Source organism: Klebsiella sp. P1954, from assembly GCF_018199955.1.
Lineage (GTDB): Bacteria > Pseudomonadota > Gammaproteobacteria > Enterobacterales > Enterobacteriaceae > Klebsiella > Klebsiella pneumoniae.
Genome location: NZ_CP073373.1, coordinates 5,175,459 through 5,193,327 on the forward strand (window position 1 = coordinate 5,175,459; position 17,869 = coordinate 5,193,327).

General features: G+C 53.7%; 20 protein-coding genes. 12 read left to right on the forward strand and 8 right to left on the reverse strand.

All coding sequences use genetic code 11. The features are described from left to right. The first annotated feature begins 35 nt into the window (after positions 1-35). The 8 genes from KB890_RS24860 (at position 36) to KB890_RS24895 (ending at position 8,290) form a co-directional block, all read left to right on the forward strand. Positions 36-251, forward strand: coding sequence for a hypothetical protein (locus KB890_RS24860; protein WP_004145398.1), 216 nt, complete (start codon positions 36-38; stop codon positions 249-251). 183 nt (positions 252-434) lie between these two features. Continuing rightward, positions 435-1,082, forward strand: coding sequence for a YchE family NAAT transporter (locus KB890_RS24865; RefSeq protein ID WP_002910095.1), 648 nt, complete (start codon positions 435-437; stop codon positions 1,080-1,082). Between the two features lie 737 nt (positions 1,083-1,819). Next, entirely contained in the window at positions 1,820-3,454 is a 1,635-nt protein-coding gene (oppA, locus tag KB890_RS24870) for an oligopeptide ABC transporter substrate-binding protein OppA (protein ID WP_004148754.1), read from the forward strand. A gap of 85 nt (positions 3,455-3,539) precedes the next feature. Continuing rightward, positions 3,540-4,460: an oligopeptide ABC transporter permease OppB gene (gene oppB / locus KB890_RS24875; RefSeq protein ID WP_002910089.1), complete on the forward strand. Its 921-nt coding sequence runs from the start codon at positions 3,540-3,542 to the stop codon at positions 4,458-4,460. A 14-nt stretch (positions 4,461-4,474) separates the two neighbouring features. Further along, positions 4,475-5,383 (forward strand): oligopeptide ABC transporter permease OppC, encoded by a 909-nt coding sequence (gene oppC / locus KB890_RS24880; RefSeq protein WP_004145396.1) that lies wholly within the window; start codon positions 4,475-4,477, stop codon positions 5,381-5,383. Between the two features lie 11 nt (positions 5,384-5,394). Then, positions 5,395-6,408 carry an ABC transporter ATP-binding protein gene (locus KB890_RS24885; RefSeq protein WP_004151853.1) on the forward strand — a complete coding sequence of 338 codons (1,014 nt, stop codon included), beginning with the start codon at positions 5,395-5,397 and terminating at the stop codon, positions 6,406-6,408. Continuing rightward, complete coding sequence (gene oppF / locus KB890_RS24890; RefSeq protein WP_002910083.1) at positions 6,405-7,409, forward strand: murein tripeptide/oligopeptide ABC transporter ATP-binding protein OppF; 1,005 nt, start codon at positions 6,405-6,407, stop codon at positions 7,407-7,409. Before KB890_RS24885 ends, oppF begins: the two co-directional genes overlap by 4 nt. 53 nt (positions 7,410-7,462) lie before the next feature. After that, positions 7,463-8,290, forward strand: a complete 828-nt coding sequence (locus KB890_RS24895; protein ID WP_002910080.1) for an ion transporter — start codon at positions 7,463-7,465, stop codon at positions 8,288-8,290. Positions 8,291-8,353: 63 nt separating this feature from the next. Here the strand turns inward: KB890_RS24895 and KB890_RS24900 are convergent, their stop codons facing one another. Beyond that, positions 8,354-8,683, reverse strand: a complete 330-nt coding sequence (locus KB890_RS24900; RefSeq protein ID WP_002910079.1) for an HI1450 family dsDNA-mimic protein — start codon at positions 8,681-8,683, stop codon at positions 8,354-8,356. A gap of 34 nt (positions 8,684-8,717) precedes the next feature. Next, a complete protein-coding gene (gene cls / locus KB890_RS24905) occupies positions 8,718-10,178 on the reverse strand; it encodes a cardiolipin synthase (RefSeq protein WP_002910077.1) in 1,461 nt (486 codons plus the stop codon). A gap of 143 nt (positions 10,179-10,321) precedes the next feature. Here cls and KB890_RS24910 point away from each other — a divergent pair, with 143 nt between their 5' ends. Next, on the forward strand, positions 10,322-10,495 hold the full coding sequence (locus KB890_RS24910; RefSeq protein WP_004194006.1) for a YciY family protein: 174 nt from the start codon (positions 10,322-10,324) through the stop codon (positions 10,493-10,495). A gap of 485 nt (positions 10,496-10,980) precedes the next feature. On the opposite strand, the gene KB890_RS24915 is transcribed toward KB890_RS24910, so the two are convergent. The 3 genes from KB890_RS24915 to KB890_RS24925 all read right to left on the reverse strand — a co-directional run bounded on the left by KB890_RS24915 (position 10,981) and on the right by KB890_RS24925 (position 12,606). After that, a complete protein-coding gene (locus KB890_RS24915; protein ID WP_004148751.1) occupies positions 10,981-11,628 on the reverse strand; it encodes a YceI family protein in 648 nt (215 codons plus the stop codon). A 428-nt stretch (positions 11,629-12,056) separates the two neighbouring features. Then, a complete protein-coding gene (locus tag KB890_RS24920) occupies positions 12,057-12,197 on the reverse strand; it encodes a hypothetical protein (protein ID WP_009485717.1) in 141 nt (46 codons plus the stop codon). A gap of 112 nt (positions 12,198-12,309) precedes the next feature. Beyond that, complete coding sequence (locus tag KB890_RS24925; RefSeq protein ID WP_002910042.1) at positions 12,310-12,606, reverse strand: YciI family protein; 297 nt, start codon at positions 12,604-12,606, stop codon at positions 12,310-12,312. 210 nt (positions 12,607-12,816) lie between these two features. Here KB890_RS24925 and tonB point away from each other — a divergent pair, with 210 nt between their 5' ends. Continuing rightward, positions 12,817-13,563, forward strand: a complete 747-nt coding sequence (gene tonB / locus KB890_RS24930; RefSeq protein WP_016831240.1) for a TonB system transport protein TonB — start codon at positions 12,817-12,819, stop codon at positions 13,561-13,563. A 43-nt stretch (positions 13,564-13,606) separates the two neighbouring features. Here tonB and KB890_RS24935 read toward each other — a convergent pair whose 3' ends face one another. From KB890_RS24935 to pfkB, 3 genes are all read right to left on the reverse strand, one after another. Further along, on the reverse strand, positions 13,607-14,479 hold the full coding sequence (locus KB890_RS24935) for a fructosamine kinase family protein (protein WP_002910036.1): 873 nt from the start codon (positions 14,477-14,479) through the stop codon (positions 13,607-13,609). 105 nt (positions 14,480-14,584) lie between these two features. After that, the gene (ghoS, locus tag KB890_RS24940) at positions 14,585-14,869 is read right to left on the reverse strand and encodes a type V toxin-antitoxin system endoribonuclease antitoxin GhoS (protein ID WP_004180375.1); all 285 of its coding nucleotides are present in this window, start codon (positions 14,867-14,869) and stop codon (positions 14,585-14,587) included. 94 nt (positions 14,870-14,963) lie between these two features. Further along, the gene (pfkB, locus tag KB890_RS24945) at positions 14,964-15,896 is read right to left on the reverse strand and encodes a 6-phosphofructokinase II (protein WP_004145382.1); all 933 of its coding nucleotides are present in this window, start codon (positions 15,894-15,896) and stop codon (positions 14,964-14,966) included. 356 nt (positions 15,897-16,252) lie between these two features. On the opposite strand from pfkB, the gene KB890_RS24950 reads away from it, so the two are divergent. Further along, entirely contained in the window at positions 16,253-17,011 is a 759-nt protein-coding gene (locus KB890_RS24950; protein WP_002910030.1) for a DUF481 domain-containing protein, read from the forward strand. A 271-nt stretch (positions 17,012-17,282) separates the two neighbouring features. Further along, positions 17,283-17,516, forward strand: coding sequence for a YdgH/BhsA/McbA family protein (locus KB890_RS24955; RefSeq protein ID WP_002910028.1), 234 nt, complete (start codon positions 17,283-17,285; stop codon positions 17,514-17,516). Positions 17,517-17,869 lie beyond the last annotated feature (353 nt).

Below are 17,869 nucleotides of genomic sequence, written 5' to 3' on the forward strand. Positions count from 1 at the left end.
GCTCGATTCGACATTATAGACAGGCCGTTAACAGCTTGCATGTAAATGTTTATGTAGAAAAATCAGGGCGCTGTTTCACCGATTTACTAAAAAAGCTTTATCTCTTTCGCTTTCAGGTACTGCTGCCTTCCACTCTGTTGGTGTCATCAAGATTACTCACTTCTGAGTACAAATTACGTGATTTAGATCAAGTATTGTCGCTGCTGATACCTTTCAGCTGGCTGCTTTTTGACCGGTTCGATCAAGTGTGATGGGAGGGTTTTGAAATTAAAAAAACGATTAGCATTAAATATACAAATGGCTAACATTCGATACATATCACCGGGTTATGCATATTTATAATGAATATTGCAGGTAAAAAGCGTATGTTTCGCGCAGTTATTTTATGCTGTTAACAGTCAACCGCCAATTTTGATGATGCTGCGGAGCCCAATGTGACTCAATCACTGTTCGATTTTTCTGCATATTTCAAGTTTTTCATCGGCTTATTTGCCCTGGTTAACCCGGTTGGCATTATTCCGGTATTCATCAGTATGACCAGCTATCAGCCGGCTGCGGTGCGTAATAAGACCAACCTCACCGCCAACCTGTCGGTGGCGATCATCCTCCTGACGTCGCTGTTCCTCGGCGATGGCATTCTGCAGATTTTCGGTATCTCCATTGACTCCTTCCGTATCGCCGGCGGCATCCTGGTGGTGACCATCGCGATGTCGATGATCAGCGGTAAGCTCGGCGAAGATAAGCAGAACAAGCAGGAAAAGTCGGAGACGGCAGTCCGGGAGAGCATCGGCGTCGTTCCTCTCGCGCTACCATTAATGGCCGGGCCAGGGGCAATCAGTTCAACTATCGTCTGGGGGACCCGGTACCACTCCTGGGTGCATCTGGTCGGGTTCTCACTGGCGATAGCGGTATTTGCCCTCTGCTGCTGGGGGATTTTCCGTATGGCGCCGTGGCTGGTCCGTTTGCTGGGGCAGACGGGAATCAACGTCATCACCCGTATTATGGGCCTGTTGCTGATGGCTCTCGGCATTGAGTTTATTGTGACCGGGATTAAAGCGCTTTTCCCAGGGCTGCTGAGTTAGTTCGTCGCCAGCAGGCGGGGAGTCTCGCTTCACGCCTGCGCGATTATTAGCAAAACCTATTAGCCAGCGCGGAACTGGCGGTAGGGATAATATTTTGCGATATCGCTATTAATTTCATATTTTTCATTAAGATATAAAATATTTCTCTTAACATTCTCCTCATGCCTCCCACTCCTGTGATGTTATTTTCTTCACATCATTCTCTGGTACTTGCTGTCGGATCATCGAAATGATATTAGTAATTTTAACAAGGCGGCAGATGAATGTGCTAAAAAGTAATCTATTGTTAAATTTTTGTACAAAAAACCATCTTGTGGTCGCTGCTCAGAATGTCGGCTGATGAAATTATCGTAATGCTCTGATAAATAATAATATTTTTACATCGACGTTTTATGGCAAACGCTTATCACGCTGGCAAAACCGGCAATAAAAGAGAATTCGGTAACATATTTGCAAATTGCATTGGCGGAGGTGTTTACCTTTTGGTACTTTCCGCCGTTATCGTCTGCTGAATTATGTACGCAAATGAGAATTATTTTTAATTAACTCATTTCGCCAGAACGACCCTCCAGCGAGGGCAACGAATCGACGTTAAGACTGCCGTTCGAGCGGTCGTAATAAATAAGTCGGTGATAGCAATCTGCCAATCGCAAACTCCTGCGTTGGACAGAACCCGAAAACGGGAAAAACAGGCTGGTTAAAAAACCAGTAATTATAATGACTGGAGTTACAACACAATGACCATCATCACTAAAAAGCGTTTAATCGCCGCGGGAGTGCTATCCGCACTGATCGCCGGCAATATGGCAATGGCAGCGGATGTCCCGGCTGGTGTGCAGCTGGCAGAGAAGCAAACCCTGGTACGTAATAGCGGCGCCGAGCCGCAATCGCTGGACCCAAATAAAATCGAAGGGGTGCCAGAGGCCAATATTAGCCGCGACCTGTTCGAAGGTTTGCTGAATACTTCGCCGAAAGATGGCCACCCGATCCCTGGCGTGGCGGAGAGCTGGGATAATAAAGATTTTAAAGTCTGGACCTTCCATCTGCGTAAAGATGCAAAATGGTCTAACGGCGAGCCGGTTACCGCCCAGGACTTCGTATACAGCTGGCAGCGTCTGGTGGATCCGAAAACAGCTTCTCCTTATGCCAGCTATCCGCAATATGGTCATATCGTTAACGTCGACGAAATCATTGACGGCAAGAAAGCGCCGAGCGAGCTGGGCGTAAAAGCCATTGACGACCACACGCTGGAAGTCACCCTCAGCGAACCGGTACCCTATTTTTATAAACTGCTGGTTAACCCGGCGATGTCTCCCGTCTACAAACCGGCCATCGAAAAATTTGGCGAAAAGTGGACGCAGCCTGGCAATATCGTTACCAACGGCGCGTATACTCTGAAAGACTGGGTGGTCAACGAGCGGATCGTGATGGAGCGTAACCCGCACTATTGGGATAATGCTAAAACCGTCATTAACACCGTTACCTGGCTGCCGACCTCTTCCGAAGTGACCTATGTTAACCGCTACCGCAGCGGTGAACTGGACATGACTTATAACCAGCTGCCGATCGAACTCTTCCAGAAGCTGAAAAAAGAGATCCCCAACGAGCTGCACGTTGACCCCTATCTGTGTACCTATTATTACGAAATCAACAACCAGAAGGCCCCGTTCACCGACGTGCGCGTGCGTACCGCGCTGAAGCTGGGTCTGGATCGCGATATTATTGCTAATAAGGTGAAAGGACAGGGCGATCTGCCGGCCTACGGCTACACCCCACCGTATACCGATGGCGCGAAGCTGAGCGAGCCGGAATGGTTTACCTGGTCGCAGGAAAAACGCAACGAAGAAGCGAAAAAACTGCTGGCCGAAGCCGGCTATAGCGCCGATAAACCGTTGACCTTCAACCTGCTGTATAACACCTCTGATTTGCACAAGAAGCTGGCGATTGCCGCCGCCTCGCTGTGGCGTAAAAACCTGGGCATTGACGTGAAGCTGGTCAACCAGGAGTGGAAAACGTTCCTCGATACCCGTCATCAGGGCACCTATGACGTGGCGCGTGCGGGCTGGTGCGCCGACTATAACGAGCCAACCTCTTTCCTGAACACCATGCTCTCTGACAGTTCAATGAACACCGCGCACTATAAGAGCCCGGCGTTCGACAAGATTATGGCTGAATCCGTAAAAGCATCCGATGAAGCGCAGCGCACGGCGGCCTATGCGAAAGCAGAGCAGCAGCTGGACAAAGACAGCGCGATCGTACCGGTCTATTACTACGTTAACGCCCGCCTGGTGAAACCGTGGGTCGGTGGCTATACCGGTAAAGACCCGATGGATAACGTCTATACCAAAGACCTCTACGTTATCAAACATTAATGGCAATACGTGGAGCGGGTCTCGGCTCGCTCCATCGTGTCTTATTTGAGAGCAGTGCAAAGGCACACGCCAGAAGGTACGGGCAATGTTAAAATTTATCTTACGTCGCTGTCTGGAAGCGATTCCGACGCTATTTATTCTTATCACCATCTCATTCTTCATGATGCGTCTAGCGCCGGGAAGTCCTTTTACCGGGGAACGCACGCTACCGCCGGAAGTCATGGCGAATATTGAAGCAAAATACCATTTAAACGACCCTATCATGACGCAGTACTTCAATTATCTGAAGCAGCTGGCGCATGGCGATTTTGGTCCCTCTTTTAAATACAAAGATTATTCCGTCAACGATCTGGTGGCCGCCAGCTTCCCGGTTTCAGCGAAACTTGGCTTCGCCGCCTTTTTACTGGCGGTGGTGATCGGCGTTGCCGCCGGGGTGATAGCCGCCCTGAAGCAAAATACCCGCTGGGACTACGCGGTGATGGGGGTAGCCATGACCGGCGTGGTTATTCCGAGCTTTGTGGTCGCGCCGCTGCTGGTGATGATCTTTGCCATTACCCTGCACTGGCTGCCGGGCGGCGGCTGGAACGGCGGGGCGCTGAAATTTATGATCCTGCCGATGGTGGCGCTTTCCCTGGCCTATATCGCCAGCATCGCGCGTATCACCCGCGGCTCAATGATTGAAGTGCTGCACTCTAACTTTATCCGCACCGCGCGGGCGAAGGGGCTGCCGATGCGTCGCATTATTCTGCGCCATGCGCTGAAGCCGGCGCTGCTGCCGGTGCTCTCCTATATGGGGCCAGCTTTCGTGGGCATCATCACCGGCTCAATGGTCATTGAAACCATTTACGGCCTGCCGGGGATCGGCCAGCTGTTCGTTAACGGGGCGCTTAACCGCGACTACTCGCTGGTGCTCAGCCTGACGATCCTCGTTGGCGCCCTGACTATCCTGTTCAACGCCATCGTTGACGTGCTGTACGCCGTTATCGATCCGAAGATTCGCTACTGAAGCCGGAGTTCGCCATGATGTTAAGTAAGAAAAATAGCGAGGCGCTGGAAAACTTCAGTGAGAAGCTGGAAGTGGAGGGGCGTAGCCTCTGGCAGGACGCGCGTCGCCGCTTTATGCATAACCGCGCCGCGGTGACCAGCCTGATTATGCTGGTGCTTATTGCGCTGTTCGTTACCTTCGCGCCGATGGTGTCGTCGTTCTCCTACTTCGATACCGACTGGGGCATGATGTCCAATGCCCCGGATATGGCCTCCGGCCACTACTTCGGAACCGACTCCTCCGGGCGCGACCTGCTGGTGCGCGTAGCGATCGGCGGGCGCATTTCGCTGATGGTCGGGGTGGCGGCGGCGCTGGTGGCGGTGATCCTCGGCACGCTGTACGGTTCTCTCTCCGGTTATCTCGGCGGCAAAGTGGATTCGGTCATGATGCGTCTGCTGGAGATCCTCAACTCCTTCCCGTTTATGTTCTTCGTCATCCTGCTGGTGACCTTTTTTGGTCAGAATATCCTGCTGATCTTTGTCGCCATCGGAATGGTGTCCTGGCTGGATATGGCGCGTATCGTGCGCGGGCAGACGCTAAGCCTGAAGCGCAAAGAGTTTATCGAAGCCGCGCAGGTCGGCGGGGTCTCGACGGCGAGCATCGTTCTGCGCCATATCGTCCCCAACGTGCTGGGGGTGGTGGTGGTGTATGCCTCGCTGCTGGTCCCCAGCATGATCCTCTTCGAATCCTTCCTCAGTTTCCTGGGACTGGGGACGCAGGAGCCGCTCAGCAGCTGGGGGGCATTGCTCAGCGATGGCGCCAACTCAATGGAAGTTTCGCCCTGGCTACTGTTGTTCCCGGCGGGTTTCCTGGTGGTGACCCTGTTCTGTTTCAACTTTATCGGCGATGGTCTGCGTGATGCCCTCGACCCGAAAGACCGCTAAGGAGCGCTGCCATGACCATGATTGAAACGGCAAAAGCGCCGCAAGCGCAGAGCCACAGCGGGCTACTGCTGGACGTGAAAGATCTTCGCGTCACCTTTAAAACGCCGGATGGCGACGTCACCGCCGTCAATGATCTGAACTTCACCCTGCAGGCGGGCGAGACGCTCGGCATTGTGGGCGAATCGGGCTCCGGTAAATCGCAAACCGCCTTCGCCCTGATGGGACTGCTGGCGGCCAACGGTCGCATCGGGGGTTCCGCCACCTTTAACGGTCGGCAAATCCTCAATTTGCCCGAGCGTGAGCTGAACAAACTGCGCGCTGAACAAATCTCAATGATTTTCCAGGATCCGATGACCTCTCTTAACCCCTATATGCGGGTGGGCGAGCAGTTAATGGAAGTCCTGATGCTGCATAAAGGGCTGAGTAAAGCCGAAGCGTTTGAAGAGTCGGTGAAGATGCTCGACGCGGTAAAAATGCCGGAAGCGCGTAAGCGCATGAAAATGTTCCCGCACGAGTTCTCCGGGGGCATGCGTCAGCGCGTGATGATTGCCATGGCGCTGCTGTGCCGGCCCCGGCTGCTGATTGCGGATGAACCGACCACTGCCCTGGACGTTACCGTGCAGGCGCAGATCATGACGCTGTTGAATGAGCTTAAACGCGAATTCAACACGGCCATTATCATGATCACCCACGACCTTGGGGTGGTGGCAGGGATCTGCGATAAAGTGCTGGTGATGTACGCCGGGCGCACCATGGAGTACGGTCAGGCGCGCGATGTCTTCTATCAACCGTCGCACCCATACTCTATTGGGCTGTTGAATGCGGTTCCACGTCTGGATGCGGAAGGCGATGCGTTGTTGACCATTCCCGGCAACCCACCGAACCTGCTGCGATTGCCAAAAGGCTGTCCATTCCAGCCGCGCTGCCCGCATGCCATGGAGCAGTGCAGCAGCGCGCCACCGCTGGAATCGTTCGCGCCAGGCCGCCTGCGCGCCTGCTTTAAACCGGTGGGAGATCTGCTATGAACGCCGTAACTGAACAACGAAAAGTCCTGCTCGAAATTGCCGACCTGAAGGTGCACTTCGATATCAAAGATGGCAAGCAGTGGTTCTGGCAGCCGTCGAAAACGCTGAAAGCGGTGGATGGCGTGACGCTGCGCCTATACGAGGGGGAAACCCTCGGTGTGGTAGGGGAGTCGGGCTGCGGCAAATCGACCTTCGCCCGCGCCATTATTGGTCTGGTGAAAGCGACCGATGGCAAAGTGGCCTGGTTGGGTAAAGATCTGCTGGGCATGAAGCAGGAAGAGTGGCGCGACGTGCGCAGCGATATCCAGATGATCTTCCAGGATCCGCTGGCCTCGCTGAACCCGCGCATGACCATCGGAGAAATTATCGCCGAACCGCTGCGTACCTATCATCCGAAGATGCCCCGTCAGGAAGTGCGCGATCGCGTCAAAGCGATGATGATGAAAGTTGGGTTGCTGCCCAACCTGATCAACCGCTATCCGCACGAGTTCTCCGGCGGTCAGTGTCAGCGTATCGGCATCGCGCGGGCGCTGATCCTTGAGCCAAAGCTGATTATCTGCGATGAGCCGGTCTCCGCGCTTGACGTGTCGATTCAGGCGCAGGTCGTCAACCTGCTGCAGCAACTGCAGCGTGAGATGGGGCTATCGCTGATATTTATCGCTCACGATCTGGCGGTGGTTAAGCATATCTCCGATCGGGTTCTGGTAATGTATCTGGGCCATGCGGTGGAGCTGGGGACCTACGACGAGGTGTACCATAATCCGCTGCATCCCTATACCAAAGCGCTGATGTCGGCGGTGCCGATCCCCGATCCTGATCTCGAGAAAACGAAAACTATCCAACTGCTGGAAGGCGAATTACCCTCGCCGATTAATCCGCCCTCAGGCTGCGTTTTCCGCACCCGCTGTCCGCTTGCCGGACCGGAGTGCGCCAAAACCCGCCCGGTGCTGGAAGGCAGTTTCCGCCATGCGGTTTCCTGCCTTAAGGTAGACCCGTTATAATCTCAGGGGCTGACGCAGGTCAGCCCTTTTTTTGCGAGGTTAACGAAGTGGGTATGCTTTCTGCCGCTCGTCTGCGGCTTTATCATTTACTTTTCGATCAGAACCGACGTTCCGGCCGCCGCTTTGAAGGGCTGTGCGGACTTTTCGCCCTGCTCAGCGTACTGGTGATATTTATCGAGTCGGGACTGGGCACGCAATATCACCTGACATTAGATGAATGGCATATTTTCGTCTGGCTGGAGCTGCTGGTGACCGCGGTCTTTACCTTGGAATACCTGCTGCGTATCGCTACCTGGCCCAATCCGCTCCACTATATTTTCAGCTTTTGGGGGCTGATTGACCTGGCGACGATTTTACCGCTGTATGTGATGTGGCTATGGCCGGAAATTAGCCTCAATTATGTATTCGCCTGGCGGGCAATGCGGGCGATCCGCGCGCTGCGTATTCTCAAACTACTGCGCTTTATGCCTTCGCTCAACGTGTTCTGGCGAGCGATTGTCAGCGCGCGCCATCAGCTGATCCTGTTTTATTCGTTTATCGCCATTGTGATGGTGATTTTCGGCTCGTTAATGTATCTGATTGAGGGGCCGGAATACGGCTTTACCACGCTTAACGCCTCGGTCTATTGGGCCATCGTGACCATCACCACCGTCGGCTACGGAGACATCACGCCGCACACGCCGTTGGGTCGCATCCTGGCCTCCATTCTTATCCTGATCGGCTACTCCATTATTGCCATACCGACCGGACTTATCACCACGCATATGACCAGCGCCTTGAATCGTCGACGACAGCAGCGCCTGTGTCCGCAGTGTCAGCAGGGCGACCATGACGATAACGCCCGTTTCTGCCATGCCTGCGGTCATGCCTTGCCGAAGTAAGCTGGCGACGTAAAAAAAGCCTGCCGGGAGTACCGCGGCAGGCTTTTTACTGGATGTTAAAGGTTATTCACGCCACAGAATATGGCACAGCTTATGATCTTTCTCGCGGCACAGCAGAACGCGGGCGAAGATATCATTGATTTCCCCGCCGTCGGTATCCGCCAGACCAATCACCACTTCGGCGAAGAAATCCGGGTTGAGATCGTAATCCACATGCTCTTCCCAGTCTGCCGAAGGGTCGAACAGTTCGGCGCCGCCGCGCTCCTCAAACTGCAGGTTAAACAGAATGATGTCCGCCGGGTCGAGATTGTCGGCCGCCAGTTCGAGGAAGATATCGTAAGCCTGCTCGAGCGTTTCGTCTTCGGTCAGGCGGTTGTTTAAATCCATATCCATGATTGCTACTCATTCGGTATCTGATGGGCACGTTTTACAGCAACGGGCTGAAGAAGTAAAACAGTCGCTCGGCGATCCGCTGCCACAGCGGACGTTTTAACCAGAGACGGGCATCCAGCAGGCGCGAGCGCGAGATATAATCATCCTGAACCGCCGCCAGATCGCTGCCGAAACCGGCGTCATCGATGACCAGGGTAATCTCGAAGTTGAGCCACAGGCTGCGCATATCCAGGTTGACGGTCCCCACCAGACTTAGCTCGCCATCGACCAGCACGCTCTTGGTATGCAACAGTCCGCCCTCAAACTGATAGATTTTGACCCCGGCCGCCAGCAGCTCGGTGAAGAAGGCCCGGCTGGCCCAGCCTACCAGCAGCGAATCGTTCTTGCGCGGTAAAATAATGCTCACGTCAACGCCGCGCTGGGCGGCGGTACAGATCGCATGCAGCAGGTCGTCGCTGGGTACGAAGTAGGGGGTGGTCATGATCAGATGCTCTTTCGCCGCATAGGCGGCGGTGAGGAGAGCCTGATGAATCAGATCTTCCGGAAAGCCCGGTCCGGAGGCGATCGTGTGAATAGTATGTCCGCTGGCCTCTTCGAACGGCATGATATTGACGTCCGGGGGCGGCGGCAGAATGCGCTTGCCGGTCTCTATTTCCCAGTCGCAGGAGTAGACGATGCCCATCGAGGTCGCCACCGGGCCTTCCATTCGCGCCATCAGATCAATCCACTGTCCGACTCCTGAGTCCTGTTTAAAGTAGCGCGGATCGACCATATTCATGCTGCCAGTGTAGGCGATATAGTTATCGATCATCACCATTTTACGATGCTGACGCAGGTCCATCCGGCGCAGGAATACGCGCATCAGGTTAACCTTAAGAGCTTCGACGACTTCAATACCGGCGTTACGCATCATTGCCGCCCATGGGCTGCGGAAAAAGGCCACGCTGCCCGCGGAGTCGAGCATTAGCCGACAGTGAACCCCGCGGCGAGCGGCGGCCATCAGGGATTCAGCGACGCTGTCGGCCATGCCGCCGGGCTGCCAGATATAAAAGACCATCTCTATGTTGTGACGGGCCAGCTGAATATCGCGGATCAGGGCCTGCATCACGTCGTCAGATTCCGTCAGCAGCTGGAGCTGGTTGCCTTTTACGCCGCCAATGCCCTGACGCCGTTCGCACAGCTTGAACAGGGATTCGGCCACCGGGCTGTTATCTTCCGCGAAGATATGTTTGCAGGCTTTGAGGTCGTTTAGCCATTTGGCCGTCGAGGGCCACATCGCCCTGGCGCGCTCGGCCCGACGCTTGCCGAGATGCAGCTCGCCAAAGGAGAGATAGGCGATGATCCCCACCAGCGGCAGGATATAAATGATCAGCAACCATGCCATGGCGGACGGGACAGCGCGGCGTTTCATTAGAATTCGTAATGTTACACCGGCGATCAACAGCCAGTACCCCAGAATGACCAGCCAGTTCACCACCGTGTAAAAGGTTGTCATAGATGTAAAATCCTTTTGAATGACGATATGTGATGAGTTTACGCATCAGTATTTTTCTGGCAAATAAAAACGCAGCGAAAGCGGTAGTCAGTTGCTGGCAGAGGTTTATAATGGGGGCTGTTTTCACTCGTAGAGTCGTTGCAATGAAGCGTAGTAGAACGGAAGTAGGGCGCTGGCGCATGCTGAGACAGGTGAATCGCCGTAAAGCGCGCTGGCTGGAAGCCCAATCGCGCCGCAATATGCGGATCCTCGCTATCAGGAAGGGACTGGTGAAACGGCAGCGTCATGCCCTGCTGTTTATCTTCCCTGACAGCTAAGCGAGCAGGCAAACGGCACCGTACGCGGTGCCGTTGTCGTTTTCTCTCTGCGCTAAATTCCCGTTGTACATCTCCATAGGGCAATGATGGTTTTTCTTGCTGCGATGCGACGACAAAACAGAGCTCCCGCCTCAGTGAAAAAGAGATGCTACGCCTGGCTTGTAATGACGGACGACAAGATCCAGAGCCAAGTCGTTTGCGGCGCGACAGGAATTAACCGTCAGATAGCATTTATTGCCGCTCAGGAAGGGCATGGCGTTGTTAAATGCTTAATGATATGACCGGCCAGCTGCGGTAACCAGGCGGGAACTGAGGGAATGAGAAAACAGACTCAGACAGGCAAGGGGGTTATTAAGCGGTCCAGCGCGTTGAAGCTCAATGAACCGACCGATCCTGACCATGAATAATCTGAGCCTGTTATATTATCCAGAGAGGCCATGCAATAAGCATCCTGAATAAAACGCAATCGTTGCGCCAGCTTTTACTTATTTTGCATAGGCTTCCGTGGATAACGTGATGGTGACGTTATCACTTACCGCCGGCACATATTTATCAAGCTTAAAGTCTGAACGTTTTATCACCCCGGTGGCATCAAATCCAATGGCCTCTTTTTTCACCATTGGGTGCATATCCTGCTTATTCAGGACGGCATGCAGGACCACCGGTTTGGTGATGCCTTTAATGGTCAAATTACCTTCCACATCATATTTATTGTCGCCTTTGCTTTCCACTTTGGTACTCTGGAAAGTGGCGTCGGGAAACGTTTTAACATCAAAATACTCTTTGCCTAAAAACTCATCCGTTAACGCCTTGACGTGAGCGTCAATGGTTTTCACTGGCAGCGTGACGTTCACCGAGGATTTCTCCGGATTCTCTTTATCAAAGGCCAGTTTCCCTGAAACATCAGAGATATAGGCGGTAGGGTTTGAGAAGCCGAAATGGTTCCAGGAGATCACAACCGAGGTATGCTGTGGATCAAGACTGTATTCCTTAGCCGCGGCTTGCGACACAGGAATATATAAGGCAAGTACAGAAAGCAATGCGGTTTTTTTCAGGGTATTCACACAATAATCCTCAAAATCGGCAGGTACATAAATGTTAGCCCAAAAAAATACAGGGCTTATTGAAAACATTTGTTATTCCCTTTCAAATTTTTTAATCAAGCAGTGATGCACCTACTATCACTCTGCGTGAAGTTTACGCAACGAAATTAATAGGCTTTAAAAATGATGCTCAGCAACTTAACGCTGGCAGCGTAGTTAATACCCCTTTATGCCTGCCAGGTAAACCTTTGTCTACAGGGGTGTTATTTCCACGTGCTTTCAAGCGGCTACGGTCCTGAATATAGCAAGATGGGCTACGTTCGGTTCCGCGGCATCCGCAGTGGATGCCCAATAATATTTTTTTTCAGGCTTTCATATCTGTCGTTAAGCAACTATCTTTCAGTAATTATTTTCTTTCTATTGCATTGTAGATTTATAGGGCTATATCAGGATGTGCTGACATTAAATGCAAGCGCTAAATAACAACGCGATCCTCCTTAACAGCCTTACACAAGGTATTAGTAATTCACTATCACGCGTGGCGTCGATGTTTTGTCAGCATTTTCCATTGTCGAAAAAAGCGAGGCGATGGTCGATGATGGGGTAGCAGGAGAAAGTGCGTGCTCATCTTCCAGGCTTCTCAGGCGGATAACAGTCAACGCTTTCGCGAGGTTAAAAAGGGCGACACTTCAATGTCGTGTACCAAAATGCGCCCTTCATTCTGATGACCTGGGTGTTTTTGTGGTTAGCCAGAAAAAGGAAAGGGTATTTTCAAAAAACCTTCTTATACGGCTTAACTGAGACCTGGCGGTAAACCCCGGCGGCGATATACGGATCGTCATTAGCCCAGGCCTGGGCCGCTTCCAGCGATTCAAACTCGGCAATCACCGTTGAGCCGCTGAATCCTGCTGCGCCCGGTTCGTTACTGTCAACGGCCGGCATTGGCCCGGCGGTAAGCAGTCGGCCTTCATCGTGTAAGAGTTGTAAACGCGCGAGATGCGCGGGGCGAACCGACAGCCGCTTTTCCAGAGAATCGGCGATATCTTCAGCGTAGATAACGTAAAGCACGGCAAAGCTCCTTATCAATAATCAGGCGAATTACGTTAAGTTAAACAGCGATGGACTGCAATGCAAAGATGCGCTCTGGAGTGGAAAGCACTGCCGACGCAGCTTTTTTCTGCAAATGGCGGCAAAAATTGACTCAGGTTAAGACGCCTTATTGAATATGATTGCTATTTGCATTTAAAATCGGAGCATCATTTTTCAACAGAAACGACTATGAGCGCAATGACCCTTGATTTACCTCGCCGCTTTCCGTGGCCAACGCTGCTGTCCGTGGCTATCCACGGTGCCGTTGTGGCGGGGCTGCTTTATACCTCGGTACATCAGGTTATTGAACAGCCTTCTCCGACGCAGCCGATAGAGATCACAATGGTGGCGCCGGCCGATCTTGAGCCGCCTCCGGCGGCGCAGCCTGTCGTGGAGCCCGTTGTTGAACCCGAACCTGAGCCGGAGCCAGAGGTAGTGCCTGAACCGCCGAAAGAGGCGCCGGTGGTGATCCATAAACCGGAACCTAAGCCGAAGCCCAAACCTAAACCCAAGCCTAAGCCGGAGAAAAAGGTTGAACAGCCGAAGCGGGAAGTGAAGCCGGCAGCAGAGCCGCGTCCGGCCTCGCCGTTTGAAAACAACAATACGGCGCCGGCGCGTACAGCGCCAAGCACCTCGACAGCAGCGGCTAAACCCACCGTTACTGCTCCAAGCGGCCCGCGGGCGATCAGCCGCGTTCAGCCGTCCTATCCAGCGCGCGCTCAGGCGCTGCGCATTGAAGGTACGGTACGGGTGAAGTTTGACGTTTCGCCTGATGGCCGTATTGATAATCTGCAGATCCTCTCTGCTCAGCCGGCGAATATGTTCGAACGCGAGGTGAAAAGCGCGATGCGCAGATGGCGTTATGAGCAGGGAAGACCGGGTACCGGCGTAACGATGACCATCAAATTCCGCCTGAACGGCGTCGAGATTAACTGATAAAACGCTGCGGCGGACCGGCAAGGTCCGCCGTGAAGCTTGTTTAACGCATTTTCTCCATCAATACATCATCCAGCGCCTGCTGGGCCGTTACCAGGTGCTGGCCGCCAAACAAAATCGCTCTGTTCAGCAGAGTATAAAGCTGATAAATCGGCTGACGATCGAGAAAACCCGACGGCAGAGGCGAAACGGACTGATAGCCGTCATAGATTTGCGGGGGCTGTTCCGGATGCATCGGCAGCATGGCTAAATCGCACTCGCGGTCGCCCCAGTAGCAGGCGGGATCGAATATATAGGGGCCATCCGGCCCTAAGGCGCAGTTGCCGGACCACAGATCCCCGTGCAGCAGCGAAGGCTGCGGCTGATGGTTGGCCAGTCGCTGCTGTACCATATCGACTAAGGTATCGATATCGCCAAAGTGCAATCCCTTCTCCGCCGCGAGCTCCAGCTGCCAGCCGATACGCTGCTCGGCAAAAAAAACCGACCAGCGACGCTGCCAGGCGTTGGGCTGCGGCGTGGTGGAAAGATCGTTATCAAAATCCAGACCGAACTGCGGCTGATCGCTCCACTGATGGAGGTGGGCTAGCTGCTGGCCAAGCAGAAACGCATTGTGCGCATCCAGCGGACGGGGAGGGAGGTACTCCATGACCACGAAGCTATAGTCGCGATCGCTGCCGACGGCAAAGACCTGCGGTACGCGAACGGTTTTGCTTCGCGACAGCAGCTCCAGCTGATCGGACTCGGCGGTGAAGATAGGCAGAAGTTCCCGTTCGTCGCATTTCACGAAGTAATCTTTCCCGCCGAAGCGTAAATGCCAGGCGGAATGGATCTCTCCACCGGGCAACTCGGTTTTCAGTTCGATTTCAGCGTCTTCGGTATGCCAATCGCGTAAAAGAGTACTGATTGCTTGCCACATGCTGTCTCTCCCCATGTTTTCCACCATATCATAAGGTTAGCGCATTACTACCGGGTAAACCTGGAACTGACGCACAACTGACGCTTTCCGTTGCGCTAAACGCACTTATTGAGCTTTTAACCACTCGGCGAATGTGGCCACAGCGATTTCCGCCGGGCGGCCAAGGGCCGCTTCCGCCAGGCCGGCGCTGAGGGCCTTAATTTCATCGGCCGTCTGGCCGCTCAGCAGGCCGAAGGTGTTGGTACCCAGCTCATGGGGCGTGCCCTCTTCATCATTGAGCGTCAGTACAAACCCGGCACGGGTAAAATGGTTGCTGACCTCATTGATCTCCGTCAGCGCCTGTTCATGGAAGGTCACGCTGACGACCCAGGCGGTAATCTCATTGCTCATCTCTACACCCCGTTGTTATGCATGGCCTTTCCAGCATAGACCATCCTGCTTATATTGTGATTCCCCTCCGCCTGCGCGGAGGGGGCCGGGAAGATCAACGCCCGCAGAGATAATCATAGATTTTTTGCGTATTGGCCCGCGAGCAGAGGCGGGTGCCCTGGTTGATGGTCGCGGCGCTACCGGCGGCGACGCCAAAGCGTACCATGTCTTCAAGGCTGGCGTTTTCCGCCAGACGCAAGGTCATGGCGCCCACCATGCTGTCGCCAGCGCCGACGGTGCTCTGGCTTTTCATCGGTGGCGGCACTACCTGAACGCTGCCGCTGGCGTCCACGCCTAATGCCCCCTGCGGACCCAGGGAGACCACCACCCGGCGCACTTTACCGGACTGGATCAACGACTGAGCGGCGAGGCGCACGTCATCGGGTTGGCTGAGATCGCGCTGCACGAGGGCGCTAAGCTCTTTCTGGTTCGGTTTCACCAGCTCAATATTGCCGACGTCCAGCGCGGCGGCCAGCGCATCGCCGGAACTGTCAATGATGCAGCGCAGTCCCTGCTGTTGCGCATTTTTCACCAGTTGCATCAGATTATCGACGCTAATACCTGGCGGCAGGCTGCCGCTGACCACCAGCAGAGAGCCGGGTTCGATAGTCAGAACCTTCTCTTCCAGACGGCGGAATTCATCGTCCGTCAGTGCCGCGCCGGGCATAACGAAGCGATACTGTTCGCCGCTGGCGGCCACGTGGACGTGCAGGTTTTGCCGCGTCCAGTCGCGGGTTTCGACGGTCTCGACCGGCACCTGCTCATCGGCCAGCAGGGCGGCAAGATGCTCGCCGGTAGCGCCACCGACCGGGAAAATGGCGGTGGCTTTGCCGCCGAGAAAGGTCACGGCGCGGGCCACGTTGATCCCGCCGCCGCCAGGTTCAAATACCGGCGCGCTGCAGCGAAGTTTGCCTTCCGGGTAGATCTGTGGGGTTTGCGTGGCGCTATCCAGCGAGGGGGCCAGCGTGAGCGTGTAAATTTTGGTCATTCCTTCTCCTCCTTAATACGGCGACTGTCGTTAATTTAAGCATGGCACGATGACTCGGGGAGGGAAAGTCCAGTTCCTGACAGTTTTGCAAAGATGCCTCTATTTTCATTATGAAATAAAGATTGTTTCCGGAGCTGTCTTATTCAAAAAACGAAAGAGTAAGTGATTGCTATGTTATTCGTGCTTTTTTATAATTTGCTACCTTTCTTAGGACCTGCACTCCGCGATCCTCGCGAAAGTTTCCGGGACCCTCAGGTCTCTTTTATGTTGTACGGACGCTAAATTCAATGAGCCGGCGAGATTATGCCTGTTCATCATTTGTACTGTCCTAAAAAAATGTATTTTAGAGAGTTATAATGAAGCTTTTAAAGACAGTACCCGCAGCGGTTATGCTGGCGGGGGGGCTTTTTGCGTCTGTTGGCGCAATGGCCGATGATTCTGTATTTACCGTCATGGATGACCCTTCCGCTGCCAAAAAACCGTTCGAAGGGGTGGTTAACGCAGGCTACCTGGCGCAGTCCGGCAACACCAAGAGCTCTTCGATGACGGCGGATTCCACCCTGACCTGGTATGGTAATACCACCGCCTGGTCGCTGTGGGGCAACGCCAGCAACACGTCGTCCAATGATGAGCGATCCTCAGAAAAATATGCTGTCGGCGGACGTAGCCGCTACAACCTGACCGATATGAACTATGTTTTTGGTCAGGGTAGCTGGCTAACTGACCGCTACAACGGCTATCAACAGCGCGATGTTGTGACGGCGGGCTATGGTCGTCAGATCCTCAACGGGCCGGTGCACAGTCTGCGGTTTGAATTCGGTCCTGGCGTTCGCTATGACGAATATACCGACGGGGATACTGATACCCAGCCGCTGGGTTATGCTTCGGGTACCTGGGCCTGGCAGATGACCGATAACGCCAAATTTTCGCAAGGGGTATCGGTGTTCGGCGCCGAGGACACCACGGTCAACTCAGAGAGCGCGTTAAACGTGGCGATTAACGCCCATTTCGCCCTGAAGGTCGCCTACAACGTGACCTGGAACTCTGAGCCGCCTGCGTCCGCGCCGGAGCATACCGATCGCCGGACCTCGCTCTCCCTCGGGTATAAGATGTAATATTTCAGGCCGGGTTTTCCCCGGCCTGTTCGTTTTGGTTTTAGCAATTAGTGATATTATTTTTTCTGGCCGTTCGTTTTACTTTTTGTAAAAAGGAAATAGCCCTCCATTTTTTCTCCATTATTCACGAGCGCCTGACAAATATTCATTCTATTTGACACAAATAGCTAAATATTCGACGGACAAATATGTGATCTGGATCTATACTAACAAGCACTGACCGGAGGGCGACATTGCCCGGTCTGATTTCCGTAATAAGAGAATTAACATCATGAAAAACAATCGTTATACCATCGCAGCCCTGGCGCTGTGCGTGCTTTCTTTTGGCGCATCAGCCGCCACGCCCGTTCCGCCATCGGGTCATCAGGATCATACCCAGGTAGGTATCGCCAAAGCCTCTGACGTTGAGGCTGGTTCGAATATTGCGCCCGGCGCCCCTACCACCGGAAAATCCATGAACGACGCCTTTAATGTGCATACGCTGGTGGCCGGCGAGTGGTCTTAATATTGCAGGCTATCGTTTCGCGAGCGGTCTAATAAGCCGGGTTAAGTGGTACCGGTTTAATGGCCCGCGGTATACATTCAGCAGGCAATATCTCCACGTCTCTTTTATCATGTCCGAATAATATCGTCCGGCGCCATTGGCCAATATTACCGCGCCACATCGCTTATATTCTGCTTTTTTATCCGTGGCCCTCTTGTTTTCTCCGCATTCCGCCATCATTTATGCTGTCGCGGCTTTAATCACGTACCAATGATGTGTAAACTACTCCCCGGTGTTATCAGCAGGCGGTTGCAGGGGGGAGCGATCGTTCCGGTCGTGCTCCTATTTTCGCAGAGTGAAGCGGGAACTGCGCC